We start from the raw sequence: 14,435 nt of genomic DNA, 5'->3' as shown, positions 1-14,435 counted from the left end.
GGGCCCGCCACGGCGGTTCGGTGTCGTCTACTGCGATTGCAGCAGGGCGGTGAGCTGGGTTTCGACCAGATCCAGCGAGGAGCTGGTGTCGCCCAGGCTGGTCTCGAGCCGATGGGAGTAGTCGGCGGCCTGGTGTTTGAGGGTGCGGAACCGGTCGAACAGGGCCTTGCGCTTGTTGTCGGTGACGGTGGTTCGCTGGGCGGCGGCGATGTCCGCGGACAGCCGCTGGAGGGCGTCCTTGGCGGAGGCGATGAACGAGGTGATGATCAGCTGGCGCATCTCGGTCTCGTCGGGCAGCGGGATGCGGGCGAACATGCTGTGGTGCCCGAGGCCCTCGATGAACTGGTGCAGACCCTCGAGGGTGGCCGCGTGGTCGGCGGTGACGAAATACACACCACCGGTGGGCCGCACCGGGACCGCGTCGATGTGGTGCATGTAGTCCCGTAGCAGGGTGCGGATCCGGTCGGCCCCCAGATACCGGCACTGCCACCGATGCTGCTCCTCGACCGCACGCACGAGGGCGTGCACACGCGGCAGTTCGGCGGGCGCGAGCTCCGCGGCGATCGCCGCGTGGTCCAGCCGGATCACCAGCCGGCCGGACCTGCTCGACGCGCTGTCGCGTTCGAAGACGACTTCACCCAGGTGGGTGTCGTAGGCGAGGGTGGAGGCGGACTCGTCACGCAGTTCGCGCACGATGTGGCGCACGATGCGCTGGCTGTCGCGGCGCACGGGGCGGATCATCAGGCTGGCCGACCGCACGGGACCGGCCGGGCTCGGCGCACCGCTGGCGGGGGCGTCGGTGCCGTCGTCGCGCAGGGTGTCCAGCCGGTAGGTGTCGCGGATACCGTCGGCGCCGGTGACACGCAGGAACGCATCGTCAGGGCGCAGCGGTCCGGGCAACAGGTCGGTTTCCAAACCCAGATCCTGGAACTGCGCGGTCGTGTCGTCCAGGGTGATCTGGCCGCGGAACACGCTGTAGACCACGATGTACCCCAGCAGCGGGTTGCGGCTGGTCTGGTCGGTGTAAGCGGCCAGCGAGTTGTGATTGGCGGCGGGTGCGGTGGGCGTGACAGCAGTCATCGCGAGGGGCGCGATGTAGATGGGTGCGACAGCGGTCATGGTGGTGGTTTCCCTTCTCGAGGCTCTGCGGGCCAGAGCTCTGCGGGGCTACAGGAGGGCGAACACCTCGTCTGCGGCGGCGGGGACGAGGTCGTCGACGAGGGTGAGATGGTCGGCCAGGGCGGTCAGTGTGTCGGTCGGGGCGGTGTCGATGGCAATGATGAACGTGCGGAATCCCAAGCGGGTCTTGCGATCTCGCCACCGCGAGAGCCAGGTGTCGGCGAGGTGGTCCTCGCCGTCGGTGATCAGCACGATGTCGCCCTTGACGGCACCGTCGCGGTTGTATTGGCGGGCGAGAATTTCCGAGGCCTGCTCCAACGGGGCCCGGAAGTCGGTGCCGTGGCCGCTGGGATGGTCGGCGAATGCCAGCACCTGATCCAGGAGCGGATCGTCGCCGGCGGGAAATCGGTACACCGAGACGTCGTCGGCAGCGGCGAACATGACGGCGACGAAATCGCGGCGCTGGCGGCGGGCCTGGTCCAGCAGCGCCAGCCCACAGGCTCTGGCCCACGCTTCGCGAGTGACTTCCCGGCCACCGGGACCGGGGTGGCGGTGGCGCATCGAGGGGGAACAGTCGATGCACGCGACGATCGCTCCCCGGCTCTCCGGCTGCGGACCGATGGTCTGATAGATCACGAGTTGCTGTTCGGCATGTCTGGCGGCGAACACCGCCCGCAGCGCGGGCACCCCGATCGCGGCCAGCTCGGACGGGATCAGCCGTGACAGATCGTCGCCAAGGGTGACGCCGATGACCTCGTCGCGGCCGTGGCTGCTGCGGCGCGCGGAGATGCCCGCGGCCATCACCCGGAACCGGCCGATCAGATCGGCGAACTCACCCAAACGCCCCGACCGCAGCCGCTGCGCCAACGCGGTCCGCTCCCGAAACGACATCCGTTCCAACTGCTCATCAGCGATATTCCACGCCGCCGTGAGGGCATGCTCGGCGGCAGCGTCCTGGGCGGCCTTGTCGGCCGCGGCCCGCAGGGACGCCCGTAGCGCGGCCCCGACCTCGGCCGCGGCGTGCTGGGCGCCTGCGGTCGCGTCGGCCGCTGTCGCGGCGGCGGCGGATGCCTCGGCGATGGCCTGATCGACGATGTCGACCTGCTGATCCGGGACCGGGTCGGACAGGTCCCGTCCCATGGCCGCGTCATCGAACGCGGCGGTGACCGCATCGGTGGCGTCCCGGGCGTCGCGAGTATGCCGGTCAGCATCGTCGGCGACCGATTGCGCCTGGTGACTGTCTGCCGACCAGGATCTCAAGGCGTCGGCGTGGGCCAGCACGGCCATCGCGGCAGCATGCCGGTCACCGACGGTGTGCCGGTGCAGAGTGCGCCACTCGGGAGTCTCGGTGATCGAGGACACGACCGCGTGATTGGGCAACCGGGACACCAGCATGTCCTCGGCGTCACGAATACGGGGCTGCGCCTTGTAGGCGGCCAGGAACATGTCGTGCAGCAGGTCGCCGGGGTGGGTGTGACCGTCGCTGATCCGGTTCTCCAGCACGCCCAGGGCCTGGGCTTCATCGCGGGTCTGGGTCCAGGTGTGCTCGTCGAGCCGGTCCCCGACCACGGCATGGCGGTACTGCGGGGTGGGTTGGTCCAGCCCGAGCCAGCGTGCCGCCCGCGCCGCGAGCTCACCGACGGTCGTGTGCGGCTGCGGTTGCGGCGCGCTCACGGCTGCGTCCCGTTCGCCTGGGCGGGGGCGTTGAGCAGCTGGGACATCATACGTTTGTGCAGATCCGCGCGAACGGCCTCGACCCGGTCGATGGTGCCGGTGGACCGTGCCGCGGAGCTTGCGTGGGTGTGCAGATCCGCCAGGGTCGTTTTCAGGGAGTTGAGTTTGCTGTTGGCCTCCTTGATCACCCACACGCACAGGTCGTCCGGGGACAGGTCGGCGTGTTTCTGGTCGAACTCGCGGCCGAGTTCGGTGATCGCCTCTTCGGCGGTCAACGCCTCACGCTCGTCGGGATTGACCGCTTCCAGGACCCGCTCGGCGACGGTGTGCCGTTCGGTGAGGGTGGACCACAAGACATGCGTCAGGATGATCAGATCGGTGTCCTCGACACGGTCGCGCCCGGCCAGCCACGCCGAAGCCCGCAACAACCCGACGCTCTGTTTCCAGCGTCGATCCGACACGACGATGCCATCTTCGCGCAGCGTGGCACGCAACCTCGCGACAGTCTCGAAAATCGCGTCGGGCACCGCTACCGCGGGTACTTCGATGCGGACCGCGTGCAACAGCGCGTCCAGATCAACCGTGGTGACAGGTCCGGGCCCGGACTGGTCGGCCTTGAGCAGGTCGATGAACGTGGACTCGGCGTGCAGGTAGTCGACTTGGATGCGGACGCTGAGCCGGTCCCAGATCGCGGCGGTCTCCTCGCCGTCGGGCAGTTCGTTGGAGGCGGTCACTGCGGAGATCAACGGGCACTCGATCGGAGCCCCGCCGGATTCCGGGGAATAGCGGCGCTCGTTGAGCCACGACAACGTCTCGTTGAGCGCACCGACGCCGCATTTGAAGATCTCGTCGACGAAGGCGATATGGGCGGTGGCGGCGTGGTCGTCCAGGATCTGCCGATACTGGCCCTGGGCCAGTGCGCCGACGTCGATGGGCCCGAACATTTTGGTGGGCGAGGTGAATTTCGACAGCAGCATCTCCCACTGGCGGGCACCGGTGATCCGCTGGGTCAGCGCCCGGCACAACTCTGATTTTCCGGTGCCGGGCGGGCCGAGCAGAAACGAGTGCTGCTGGGCCAGCACAGCCACGACAACCGCTCGGACCACCTCCCCACGCTCGTAGAACCGATCCGACAGCTCCGAGACGATCGCACGCATGACCGCGTCGGTAGACGCGGGTACCGACGCGCTGGCGACGGCAGGTGAAACAGCAACGGTCACAACAACTCCCGAGTAATGAGAACGGAAACAGCAACAACAGAAGGGAAATACATACAGGGACCACTGGACCGGCCCCGTCCGTACCGGCGACGGCGGGAATCCTGGCCCGACGACGGTGGGCACCGGCCTCGATGCGCCGGGGTGTCGGTAATGCGGTTCGCTGTGGAGCGAAAGGTCGGGGTTGCGGGCAAGCAGCGGCCGCCCGACGGATATCCAGCCCGAGTCCGGCGGTATCCACGGCCGGCCGCAGCGGTGATGGCGAGTGTCGCGCCAGTGCAGGGTTGGCCCGCACGGTCGGCGGCGGTCCTCCACGTCACTCCGGTGTCCTGGTGACGTTGCAACGAATCCAGCAGGGCCCGCGCGGGCGGGGTGAATCGTTGCAGACGTCGGTGGCGAGACGACCCGAACCCGACATGCCCACGGTGTCTTCCGTGGCCCGCTTCATATTCCAGTTCCCGCAGAACGCCTGCCGAGCAACCCATTCCGGTGAGAACGGCAGCCACCAAGCAGTTCGGTGCACCGTGCACTTGGTAGCGGGGCGAGTGCACCGCCGCGAGGTAGGCGTCGCGGGGATCGGGGGTCGCGCACCACCACACCCCCTCCGGCGGCGATCGGTACCGCGGGGTGTCGTCGAGGCGGCGGGCAAGGAGCCGCTGATCGGGGGCGGAATTGTTATTTGTGGGTGAATATTCCGGCGATACGCGGCTACGAAACAAGAGAACTGGTATGGAGAGAACGCTCGGCGACGGTGGCACCGGATCTTCCGGGACGACGGACAGTGATTCGGACCGCAGGCGTGTGGTATCGGAAGTCCAGCAGCGCAGGCGTGTTCGCTGCCTGCCGTCGGGCGGTGTGGAAAACGATCTGCCCTCCGGCCATCGGCCCCGAGGAGCGGTCTCGTCGAATTCGTGGTCCCCGTCGCGAGTACGGGCCATCGTGGCGGTGGATTCACGATGCGATGACCTGCGCGGGCGCACTGCGGATCGAATGCACTCGAGGATCGGCACGTCAGAATCGCGCGCCCGCCGCCGTTACCACGGAGTGAATTCTTCTGGCGGACAGGTGATCCTGCGGATCAGCAGGATCAGGATACTCCCCTGGCCGCGCCGGCTGGGACTGCTCCCATGAGCGGGTGGCCCGACTGCAGGCAGGCTGGTGTTGTGCTGATCGGTACAGCAGGACAAGCTGGCCGAGATCGGCAGTGATCGGCGAATTCCGTAAGTGCCTGTGTACAAACTGATCGAATAGTGGTCTTGGCGTGGTGATCTGCGGGAATGGGCGGGGTCTGTCGGAGTGGTTGCTGGGGGCCTATCCTCGTGGCGGTGACACAGTCGTGGCGTGGGGAACTGGCCCGGCGGGAGGCTGCGGCCGTGGAGGAGGCCGAGGGGCTGCGGCGGCGGATCACCGAGCTGGCCGGGCAGTTGCAGGCGTGTGAGCAGCGGTTGTCCCGGTTGGTGATCACGCGGGAGACCCTCGCCGAGATCGATGCTGAGGCTGGGCCCGGTGACCCGGGTCCGGAGTCGGAAGTGGCAGCGCTGCATCCTGTTTCGGGGAGCGCGTCGCCGATCGGCGCGGTGGTGGTGCCGCAGCGGGAACCTGGGATGGACCCGGCGGTGGTGCTGCCGGGCGATTACCTCGACATTCTCGAGGTTCTCGCCGACGCCGGTGAGGGCGGGTTGCGGGCCGGGAAGGTCGCCGCCGGACTCGGGGTCCCGGTCGAGGACCGGTCGAAGGTGGAGGGGGTGCGGGCGAAGCTGAAACGCCTGGCTGCTCGCGGGTGGGCCGATCAGCAGGCGACGGGGCTGTTCACCGTCGCGCGGTGACGTGGCGCCCGGGCCAGCCGGCGGGTCATGAGCAGGATCATCGACCAGTGCACGAGGGCTTCGTGGTGGACAGGTAGTCGTTCGTAGTCGCGGGCCAGCCGGCGGCTGCCAGACAGCCACGACAGGCTGCGTTCGACCACCCAGCGGCGGGGCAGGACGACAAATCCGCTGGTGTCGTCGCCGCGTTTCACGATCTCGATCGTGATCCGGAGTGCCTGTTTCGCCCAGACGACGAGTTTCCCGGCGTAGGCGCCGTCGGCCCAGACCAGCGCGATCGTGTGGAACAGCTGCCGGATGCGTTGCAGGACCAGGCGTGCGCCGTCGCGGTCCTGGACCGACGCTGCGGTCACCGCCACCACCAGCAGCAATCCCGTGGTGTCGACGACGACGTGCCGTGTGCGGCCGTTGATTTTCTTCCCGGCGTCGAACCCGCGACTGCCGGCACCGACGGTCTCGGCCGCACGGACGGACTGCGAGTCGATGATCGCCGCGGTCGGGTCCGGGTCGCGGCCCTCGGCAGCGCGCACCAGGTCCCGTAGATCGTTGTGGACGGCGAGCACATCCCCGGACACCCACCAGCGGGTGAACGCCGCGTGCACGGTCCGCCAGGGCGGGAAGTCCGCAGGCAGATTGCGCCACTTGCAGCCGTTGTCGTCCACATAGAAGATCGCGTCGATCACCTGCCGCCTGCAGTACTCCTCCGGGCGGCCCCCACCGCCGTCGAGCCACACCGGCCACGGCAGCAGCGGTCCGAGGATCGCCCACTGCTCGTCGGTCAGATCGGACGTGTAACGGCGTTGGCGCACAGCATGTTTCCTGCCGTGACCGAACCGGCAGGCGACACACCCGCAACCGTTATCGGCGATTTCGCTGCCAACCTCGGCAGCGGTGGAGTACAACGACATACGGGACCTTTTGAGGCAAACGGTGATTCGTAGCCATCCGTTGCTACCAGAAGGTCCCACCCATTCCGCCCCGACACGCGGGCCCCCAGCACACACACCGCAAGCCCCCTACGCGCCAGCGATCAGTTTGTACACAGGCACTAAGGGGGATATGAACTCTCGGATCACTCGGTGTAGAAATGACGGTAGGCGTCGATGTCGACATCGGTGGCTCGGTGCAGAATCCGTGGCAGATCGGGATCGGCAGCAGCGTGACGGATCACAGATGCGGCATAGTCGTGGTCCTGGGCACTCCACACGAACTCCGTGGTCTGACGCCGGCCCAGGTCTGCGACGAGATCGACGACCCCAGCCAGGTCGTCGACAGGTGCGACGGCGGGGAGAACGAGCCGGACACCGTAGTTCTGGACGAACTCCAGATCGCCGCTGCCGGGTCGGTAATAGACGTCGATTTCGTAAGGTGTCGCGGGGCACATGCGAATACCCATGAGGTACTTCCCCCCGTTCTCAGGTGAAAGCGATGACCGAAAGCATTTGCGGCCGTGGCATTTCTCGTCCCGCAGACCGCGTCCCGACTACCGGTGGTCAGTGAGGACCAGCCTCACGTTGACCAAGTGCGCCCTCAACAGCGTTGGACCCGAGCAATACTGACAAACAGACGCCCGCGGGTGCCGATGACGTGCGAGCCGATGCGGCGGAGGCACGGGCAACGCCGGGAATGCCACCGTACCGGGGTGTGCGCGACGCGGAGACGGGTCGCGATCAATATTTCGGCGCATGACTCTGTCGGCCCGAGACCGTCTCCGCGATGTTCGCGCACCGATGATGACGTTCCGCGGCGAAGTGGAAAGTCACCGGGAAGGAAGGAGTGCGACGGTCCCGGGCCGGCCGGGGGTGTTTTGCTGTGGCGCACCCGCAGTCGCGCCGGTGTCGGAGGCCGTGAGGGTTCCGCGAACGGCCGGAGTACTCCGGCGTGGATCCCTGCGGAGGATGGCAGTCGGCGCGGAGCGGAACCCCCAGTGCGGGACGGTGCGCACGGCAGGTGAAGGGGTGGACCCGCAGAGCGGATCTGACGTTACAGTTGCGTGGTTCCCGGTGGCAGCGGTTGTCCCGTAGGCGCGGTGCGGGGGCGGGCGATCGCAGCGAGACCCGTGCCGCTGCCGGTCAGGGCGTAATAGCGGTGATCGATGGCGATCACGTCACCGCGTGCCAGCGGACGGTTGCCGCGATCGACGTAGCTGGCGAGGCGATGATCAGCGGCTCGGTCGGTGGGATCGGGCGCGACACCGAACGTCTCGATGATCTGCTCTGCGATGTCCAGGTCGGACATGCTGTTGGGGACATCGTGCTGGTAATAGGAGTAGACCTCGGCAACCTGGTCGGTGTCGGCGGAATAACCGTCGGTCACTGCCGACTGAGGTTCACCCCGGGGAGTGGACACCGAGTTAGCGGGATGGTTGTTCCTGCTGGTTAGGATGTCTGCTGTGCCTCCTCGTAAGCGTCGGTCGTTCACGGCCGAGTACAAGGTCGAGGCTGCGCATCGTGTGATCGATTCCGGTCGCACGGTTGCTGAGGTTGCTCGTGAGCTGGGTATTCACGAGAGTTTGCTGGGGACGTGGGTCAAAGACGAGCGGCGCAGGATCGCCGCCGCCGAGTCTCATGGTGAGAAGCCTTTGGATGCCGCGGAGCGAGCCGAGTTGCAGCGGTTGCGGAGGCAGGTCGCTGAGCAGGACAAAGACATCGCCTTCCTGAAAAAAGCGTCGGCGTACTTTGCCGCGATGCAGACGAACCGGCCCGGTTCGCTCTGATGGCCGAGTACGCCGGCCCCGACACTGTCACCGGCATCGCTGGTATCGATCGGCCTGCCGGGCAACGGTTTTCGATTCGCCGTATGGCGGGGCTCCTGCAAGTATCCAAATCGGGCTACTACGCGTATGTGAAGCGCGGGGCGGCAACGGTTCTCACCGACCGGCAGCAGCGGCGCGTGGATTTGGGAACGAAGATCGCCGCGGTGCATCGCGCATCGCACGGCACGTACGGATCGCCGCGGATCACCGGTGAGTTACGCGATCGGGGCGTACAGGTGTCGGCGAAGACCGTCGCCAGGATTATGGCGCAGGCCGGGCTCGAAGGTATCAGTCCCCGCACGTTCAAGATGAAAACCACCATCACCGATCCGGCGGCGTCGTTCCCGCCCGACCTGGTCGGCCGGCGCTTCGACCGGGGTCGGCCCGACGCTGTCTGGACGACCGACATCACGTATCTCACCTGCGGTGAAGGCGACATGTTCCTCTGCGCGATCCGTGACGGACACACCCGCAAAGTGCTCGGCTACAGTCTGGCCGACCATATCGGCGCCGGCATGGTCACCGACGCCATCGACGCTGCGGTCACGCTGCGCGGCGGCCGGGTCCAGGGCACAATCCTGCACTCGGATCGCGGCGGGGAGTTCACCGCACATTCCACCGCTGTGGCCTGCCGGCGGCACGGGTTGCTCCGATCGATGGGCGCGACCGGAATATGCTGGGACAACAGCCCTTCCGAATCACTGTGGTCAAGTTTCAAACACGAGCACTACTACCGGCACACCTACACTACGAAGTCCGAACTCGTTGTCTCAGTTGACAAGTGGATGAACTTCTACAACACTGACCGGCGGCATTCCGCGATCGGGAACCAAAGCCCCGACAGCTACGAGCGTTCACTTCGAACCACTGCCGCCTGAAATCTGTAAGCCCCTGTCCACCATTCGGGGTGAACCTCAGACGGCGAGGTGTTGTGGTAGAGGTTCGTCACCACGGCATAGCGCGCCGACCGGGACGGAATCAGTAACGGGGCCGGCACAGCGGACCGATCTTCGGCGTGTTCGGGCATGGCCGTCGCTCCTAACGGGATAAGGATGGGGTGGCTGCCGCCCGCCTCGGCGGCGGTGGCGGCACGCTTTCCATAACATCCCGAAAGTGTTGGCATGTCCAGGGATTCGGCCACCACGGCAAGTGGTCCCACAACCCGTGGCGGTGAAGTCGCCGCGCAAGCATCGATCTCGAGGTCGAGCCCACCTTCCACGGCACCGACGCTCCGTCTCCCTGGCGGGTAAGCAACGGTCCCCTGTATCATTTCGGGCCCGCAACTCGATCGGGTAATCAAAGATATTGTGGCACAACCGGTTTACGGCCGGAGATCAGCTAAATGAGCAGGGAGAGCAGTACTGTGACCAATTCGGTGACGAAGGAGCGAGGACCGGGACAATAACGGTCAGCATCTCGCACGCCAGGGCAGGCGCCGACTTATGTCCCGGGAGCCGGCACATCGTCAGGGTGGGACCCGGATCGTTGGAGAAGGGCGCGGCACAGGCGTGCCCAGCATCTGGACGCGCGCGCAGCGTGCACCTCGGCGATCCGATGGGCGTGAGCAAGGGCCTGTTGAACGTCATGACCGGTCACGGCATCGGCAGCGGCGCCGAGGGCATCCGGCCACCGATCGAACATGGGAGCATGCGTGACGGTCATCCGACCTACTCCTTATTGTGTTGCAGCGGAACGGGTTACGTAGCGGGCAGTAAATACGCCTCGCCGCAGGGCCGGTGTTCCTGTTCCGGTCGTGGGTCGCGATGGTCGAAGCGGTCGGCGTCCCAGTCCTGGACAGCCTGGTAGCAGGCGCCGCACCAGGGATAGGCACAACCGTCCTCGCGGACGTCCACGCTGTGCTGGTGGGTCCTGTAGCTGCATCGGCAGTCGTGGTCGGCGTAGCATTCGCGGTCGCCACCATCGGGATGGTGGCGGTCCCATTCGTGCCGCGAAAGGTTCTCGTCATCGAGGACGGGATAGTTTTCCAGGGCAGTGATCACCGCGTCGAGTGCACGCAGCGCGCCGGCATCGTCGGCGCGGACTACGAGAGTGCGGAGGGTTCCTCCGGGCCACAGGTCGTATCGATGGCGGGCTCCGAATGCGGAGGCAGCGTCGATGCGGGATTCGGCCACGGCGAAGTTCGATTCCGCAGTGGGGGTGTCGCCTCGGTCGTCGACGGTCAGCGGCGTGGTGAGCTCGAACCACTCCTGTGAGGTGGCGCGGCTAGTCATCGGACTGCTGTCGCACTCGGCGGCGTATGCACGCAACGTGGAGGCCAATGGCATTGCCTCGGCGACCCGGCGCGCGCGGCGTGTTCTGGCTCCGGTCATCGCACGGGCTCCTTCCCGGAAACGTTCAGATCACAGCACATCGAATGGGTCGGTTTGAACCAGAATGAGGTGACGGCCGCTGTCCCAGGCGACGAAGATCTGGGTCCCCCAGGAATGAGGTGCGACGGCGGTGACGGTGCCCTCCTCCCCGATCTCCAGGGGCGCGGGATCGTGCATAGCGCCGGTGATCCGGACCCGGTCACCACTGTTCGGTATCTGTGTCATAAGGGGTACCGCCTTTGTGTGTGCCATGGATCCGCCGCGAGGTCCGGAACCAGCGGTGGGAGAAAGTGACGACTTGCCACGGCCGGTGGCTAGTAGCCGAAGTGAGGCAGCTGACCGAAGGCATCGATGAGGTACGCCTCCAGCTCGGGGAGATCCACCACGACGAAGACCGCGTAACCGCCCAGTTCCGTATTGGCGGTTACGGAGACCTGGCCGCGCAGCGGAGCGGGGCAGTGCCCTGCCTGCCAGGATTCGAACGAGACGCCGGCGCCGGCGAGCATCGCCCATGCTTTCGGGCAATACAGCCGCAGGATCTCCGGCCATACCCGCTCGGGGACATCGACCCAGCCGTTGGTCACACACGCCACGACCGCTGCCGTGGATGCGCGGCCGGTCAACAGATATTCCCAGTTCGGGTCGAACTGCTCGGTCGGGCGTTGCCGTTTGTACCGGCCGGTCGCCGGCGGCAACACGGTGCCCGCCTCCGGTTCGGCCGTACGGTACAGATCCGGCGACACCGCCATGAACTCGATCGCCATGATGGATGTCCTGTCCTCGGCATTGTCCTGCAGGGAGATGCCTTGTCGTACAGTGTGATTCCCGCTCGCGGCGTTCCGCGGCCCGCAGCGCCCGACCGCTGCGACCTGGTTGCGGCCCGGGGCGCGGTAGTCGTCGGGGTCGGGTTCGGGCGTTGTGGTCACCGGTGGCGCGTACGACTGGATCGGACCACGTGAGTCCGTTGTGGGGGCCGCTGCCCAGTCGGCTCAACGCGTTCACTGATTGCGTTGGTGTGCAACGGCAATTCACGTTGCCGGATGGGTGTCCGGCTGCATGACGGGATGCGGTCGTGGTGGGCTGGGTCAGGTGTCGGTCGAGGTGATGGGCCGTTCGACCACCAGATTGAGATAGCCCCATCGGTCCAGGCCATGATCGGTCACTACGCGCCATCCGTGTCGTTCGAGTACATCGACGGGATCCTCTCCGATCGGAGAGAGCGGACTGGTGTGGACGGTGTAGGCGGCGACGAGCGTGCGGTCTGTGCCTTGGACGGTGACGGCGATGTCGGCGCCGGGTCGAGACGGCGCCCCGGCGAGTTCCTCGGCGAGCTCGGGGTCGGCGAGGTCTTCGCTGGTTGCCCAGATACTGTCGTCGGTGACACAGCGCGCCAACAGTATCGCGTCGTCGGGGATCCGTGGTGTGGTGACGTAGCGCCTGGTTTCGTGCAGGGTCTCGATGAGCAGATCCACGACGGCCGCGGGCATCGTGGGTTCGCCGAAGTCGCCGGCCAGGACGATCTGGCCGTCGTGGAGCACGACGGCGTGGCCGTCGGCGTACCGGGATCGGCCCCTGACGGACAGTCGGCCGTGCGAGTCGCGATCGGTGGTGATGCGGGACATGATCTCTCCAGACATGTTGAAACTCCCGGCCGGGGTGCTTCGGTGGTGCACTGACGGAAGGAGGGCGGATTCAGTGTGATCGCTGGTGCGCGGAGCGCATCATGCGGTGGATCTCGTTGTGTGGCAGTCCGATGTCGGAAGCTGCGGCCGCGAGGTCGTCGAGAAGTTCTGGTTCGCGCGCTCGCGATACGCGCGGGATGCCGCCAAGAACAGGGCCTGGTCGCGATGGCCGGGCTGGGCGCGCCGCACGGATCGTCGGCAGACAGAAGACGGCCTCCCTTCTCCCCCAGGTTCTCGCCAGCCAGGTTCTCGCCAGCCGTGTACGCCCGGGTACCGACTCCAGCCGGATCGCGCGGCGCCGGTTTCGACGAGTTCGATCGGTCGGGCAGCTCGATCACCGACGACGACCGGCGATGAGATCGGCTCACCGGGCGGTGGTCGACGACAGCATGGACTCGTCCGCGAGGTTCCCCAGGGGCGAGCTGCCGACGGTATCCGGGTTCTGGCGCTGTGCCGTCACGGTCGATTCGGTCCGGATGCCGGCCGTTCGAATGCGGCCTCGAGTGTTTGTCGGGTCTGCGGGTCCGAGCCGATCGCTCGACCTGTTCTCAGCGACTCGAAGGCGGCTGCGACGGCCGCACGCAGATTCGAATCGAAACCTGCGGCAACGAATGCACCTGCTTCGTAGACACCGACCATCCAGCCGACGCTGCTGAGTTCTGCGCGCGGGTCGTTCGCCCGGACCAGCGAACCGTCCCATCTGTTCGTCGCAAGCATAATTCGAGCATCACCGACTTCCACGTACAGGGCTGTGCATCCGCCGCCGGTTTCGGTGACTTCGGCATCACGTCCCACGGTCGCGAGATAGGCAATCTCGGACGCATACATCTTTGTCAGCGGTGCGCGCCGACGGGATACACGAAGAAATACCAAGATAAGCAGAATGATGACAGTTGTCGCGACAATACCGATAATTGTGAGGGCCATGTGAATTTGAGCCCGCCTTCCTGATAGTTGGCGTTGCGCCGCGATAAGGTCAGCGCACGTGCTTGCATCGCTGCGGCACGGCGCGGAATTTCGCACTGCATCACAGAGTTGTTCGCCGCAGTATCGCGCAGCGCAGCAGAGACGCATGGACACCGCCGATGGCACAGTGAATCCGAGGCAGATCGACGTATTCGCGAAGTGTGTCGATAGTGGCCGATGTCGAGGGCAGATCCGGTCGAGACGGCGATCGGGAGACACGTCAGATGCGTATGGCGACCTGTGGACCGTGGTCGTCCTCGGTGGCGTACGCTTCGGCGACGCGCTGGAGGGCATCGATCTGACTACTGCTCAAGACGTCGAGCTGGTCGCCTGCGGTGCCGAAAAGTTCGACACCAGCGCGGGCGGCGGCAACGAGTTCTCCCAGTGACACCACCGATACCCGGTCACTGGGCTCGGCCGATGGAGCACCCGGCTGCATCCGCGGTGAGTCGCGGAGCGCGGTGAGTCGCGTGTCGGCCTGTTGGTCCTGGTCGTGGAGCCATCGCAGGATGGAATCGAGTACGGTGCGAAGGGGCGCGTTGGTGGTGTAGCCCTGATCGTCGCGAGGGCCGTTGAATTCCCGGTCGTAGTCCACGCCGGAGAAGGTGACGGTTACGTCGCCTCGGGGTGTGGGGACGTCCCTGCTGAAATAGCCGTAAGGACCATTGTCGTCACTGGCATCATGGAAGTGGATATCGGTCGACACCAGCCCGGCGTCATGAAGAATATGCAGAATGGTGTCCATGTCGTACGCATCGTTGATGCGATACCGATCTTCGACGGTGATATCGGCACCGTGATACATTGACAGGGGCGTGAGGATTCTCTGTATTCGCTCATCGAGAAGGTCGGGATGAATCATCGAGCTG

The 14,435-nt window shown here is 66.1% G+C and carries 15 protein-coding genes; 3 read left to right on the top strand and 12 right to left on the bottom strand.

The genetic code is table 11. The features are described from left to right. Positions 1 to 27: 27 nt before the first annotated feature. The 3 genes from LBW94_RS19505 to LBW94_RS19495 are packed head-to-tail and all read right to left on the bottom strand — an operon-like array spanning position 28 to position 3,950. Complete coding sequence (locus tag LBW94_RS19505; protein WP_225061411.1) at positions 28 to 1,119, bottom strand: DUF6744 family protein; 1,092 nt, start codon at positions 1,117 to 1,119, stop codon at positions 28 to 30. A 48-nt stretch (positions 1,120 to 1,167) separates the two neighbouring features. Further along, positions 1,168 to 2,793 (bottom strand): VWA domain-containing protein, encoded by a 1,626-nt coding sequence (locus LBW94_RS19500; protein ID WP_225061412.1) that lies wholly within the window; start codon positions 2,791 to 2,793, stop codon positions 1,168 to 1,170. Continuing rightward, entirely contained in the window at positions 2,790 to 3,950 is a 1,161-nt protein-coding gene (locus LBW94_RS19495) for an AAA family ATPase (RefSeq protein WP_225061413.1), read from the bottom strand. The genes LBW94_RS19500 and LBW94_RS19495 overlap by 4 nt, the downstream gene beginning before the upstream one ends. A gap of 1,385 nt (positions 3,951 to 5,335) precedes the next feature. On the opposite strand from LBW94_RS19495, the gene LBW94_RS19490 reads away from it, so the two are divergent. Further along, positions 5,336 to 5,836 (top strand): hypothetical protein, encoded by a 501-nt coding sequence (locus tag LBW94_RS19490; protein ID WP_225062794.1) that lies wholly within the window; start codon positions 5,336 to 5,338, stop codon positions 5,834 to 5,836. On the opposite strand, the gene LBW94_RS19485 is transcribed toward LBW94_RS19490, so the two are convergent. From LBW94_RS19485 to LBW94_RS19475, 3 genes are all read right to left on the bottom strand, one after another. After that, positions 5,800 to 6,642 carry an IS5 family transposase gene (locus LBW94_RS19485; RefSeq protein ID WP_225062795.1) on the bottom strand — a complete coding sequence of 281 codons (843 nt, stop codon included), beginning with the start codon at positions 6,640 to 6,642 and terminating at the stop codon, positions 5,800 to 5,802. The genes LBW94_RS19490 and LBW94_RS19485 overlap by 37 nt on opposite strands. 263 nt (positions 6,643 to 6,905) lie before the next feature. Next, the gene (locus LBW94_RS19480; protein ID WP_225062781.1) at positions 6,906 to 7,229 is read right to left on the bottom strand and encodes a hypothetical protein; all 324 of its coding nucleotides are present in this window, start codon (positions 7,227 to 7,229) and stop codon (positions 6,906 to 6,908) included. A 587-nt stretch (positions 7,230 to 7,816) separates the two neighbouring features. Further along, entirely contained in the window at positions 7,817 to 8,149 is a 333-nt protein-coding gene (locus tag LBW94_RS19475; RefSeq protein ID WP_225062780.1) for a hypothetical protein, read from the bottom strand. A gap of 76 nt (positions 8,150 to 8,225) precedes the next feature. On the opposite strand from LBW94_RS19475, the gene LBW94_RS19470 reads away from it, so the two are divergent. Both LBW94_RS19470 and LBW94_RS19465 read left to right on the top strand, forming a co-directional pair. Continuing rightward, on the top strand, positions 8,226 to 8,549 hold the full coding sequence (locus LBW94_RS19470; RefSeq protein WP_225062779.1) for a transposase: 324 nt from the start codon (positions 8,226 to 8,228) through the stop codon (positions 8,547 to 8,549). After that, positions 8,549 to 9,466, top strand: coding sequence for an IS3 family transposase (locus LBW94_RS19465; protein WP_266271524.1), 918 nt, complete (start codon positions 8,549 to 8,551; stop codon positions 9,464 to 9,466). Before LBW94_RS19470 ends, LBW94_RS19465 begins: the two co-directional genes overlap by 1 nt. 819 nt (positions 9,467 to 10,285) lie before the next feature. Here the strand turns inward: LBW94_RS19465 and LBW94_RS19460 are convergent. The 6 genes from LBW94_RS19460 to LBW94_RS19435 form a co-directional block, all read right to left on the bottom strand. Then, the gene (locus LBW94_RS19460; RefSeq protein ID WP_225062726.1) at positions 10,286 to 10,918 is read right to left on the bottom strand and encodes a hypothetical protein; all 633 of its coding nucleotides are present in this window, start codon (positions 10,916 to 10,918) and stop codon (positions 10,286 to 10,288) included. A gap of 30 nt (positions 10,919 to 10,948) precedes the next feature. Then, on the bottom strand, positions 10,949 to 11,143 hold the full coding sequence (locus LBW94_RS19455) for a DUF4314 domain-containing protein (protein WP_225062727.1): 195 nt from the start codon (positions 11,141 to 11,143) through the stop codon (positions 10,949 to 10,951). Positions 11,144 to 11,232: 89 nt separating this feature from the next. Next, positions 11,233 to 11,844: a hypothetical protein gene (locus LBW94_RS19450; RefSeq protein WP_225062728.1), complete on the bottom strand. Its 612-nt coding sequence runs from the start codon at positions 11,842 to 11,844 to the stop codon at positions 11,233 to 11,235. 159 nt (positions 11,845 to 12,003) lie between these two features. Beyond that, positions 12,004 to 12,555, bottom strand: coding sequence for a hypothetical protein (locus LBW94_RS19445; protein ID WP_225062729.1), 552 nt, complete (start codon positions 12,553 to 12,555; stop codon positions 12,004 to 12,006). A gap of 501 nt (positions 12,556 to 13,056) precedes the next feature. Continuing rightward, positions 13,057 to 13,527 (bottom strand): hypothetical protein, encoded by a 471-nt coding sequence (locus LBW94_RS19440; protein WP_225062730.1) that lies wholly within the window; start codon positions 13,525 to 13,527, stop codon positions 13,057 to 13,059. A 259-nt stretch (positions 13,528 to 13,786) separates the two neighbouring features. After that, entirely contained in the window at positions 13,787 to 14,428 is a 642-nt protein-coding gene (locus LBW94_RS19435; RefSeq protein ID WP_225062731.1) for a hypothetical protein, read from the bottom strand. Positions 14,429 to 14,435 lie beyond the last annotated feature (7 nt).

The organism is Nocardia sp. alder85J (assembly GCF_020176955.2).
Lineage (GTDB): Bacteria > Actinomycetota > Actinomycetes > Mycobacteriales > Mycobacteriaceae > Nocardia.
Note: the sequence above shows the minus strand (reverse complement) of the source record. Positions and strands in the feature narration are given on the sequence as shown.

Bases quoted from the DNA above. Each gene is read 5' to 3' on its own strand.
- LBW94_RS19505 (WP_225061411.1), bottom strand. From the start codon at position 1,119: ATGACCGCTGTCGCACCCATCTACATCGCGCCCCTCGCGATGACTGCT.
- LBW94_RS19495 (WP_225061413.1), bottom strand. From the start codon at position 3,950: ATGCGTGCGATCGTCTCGGAGCTGTCGGATCGGTTCTACGAGCGTGGG.
- LBW94_RS19480 (WP_225062781.1), bottom strand. From the start codon at position 7,229: ATGGGTATTCGCATGTGCCCCGCGACACCTTACGAAATCGACGTCTAT.
- LBW94_RS19465 (WP_266271524.1), top strand. From the start codon at position 8,549: ATGGCCGAGTACGCCGGCCCCGACACTGTCACCGGCATCGCTGGTATC.
- LBW94_RS19460 (WP_225062726.1), bottom strand. From the start codon at position 10,918: ATGACCGGAGCCAGAACACGCCGCGCGCGCCGGGTCGCCGAGGCAATG.
- LBW94_RS19455 (WP_225062727.1), bottom strand. From the start codon at position 11,143: ATGACACAGATACCGAACAGTGGTGACCGGGTCCGGATCACCGGCGCT.
- LBW94_RS19445 (WP_225062729.1), bottom strand. From the start codon at position 12,555: ATGTCTGGAGAGATCATGTCCCGCATCACCACCGATCGCGACTCGCAC.
- LBW94_RS19440 (WP_225062730.1), bottom strand. From the start codon at position 13,527: ATGGCCCTCACAATTATCGGTATTGTCGCGACAACTGTCATCATTCTG.
- LBW94_RS19435 (WP_225062731.1), bottom strand. From the start codon at position 14,428: ATGATTCATCCCGACCTTCTCGATGAGCGAATACAGAGAATCCTCACG.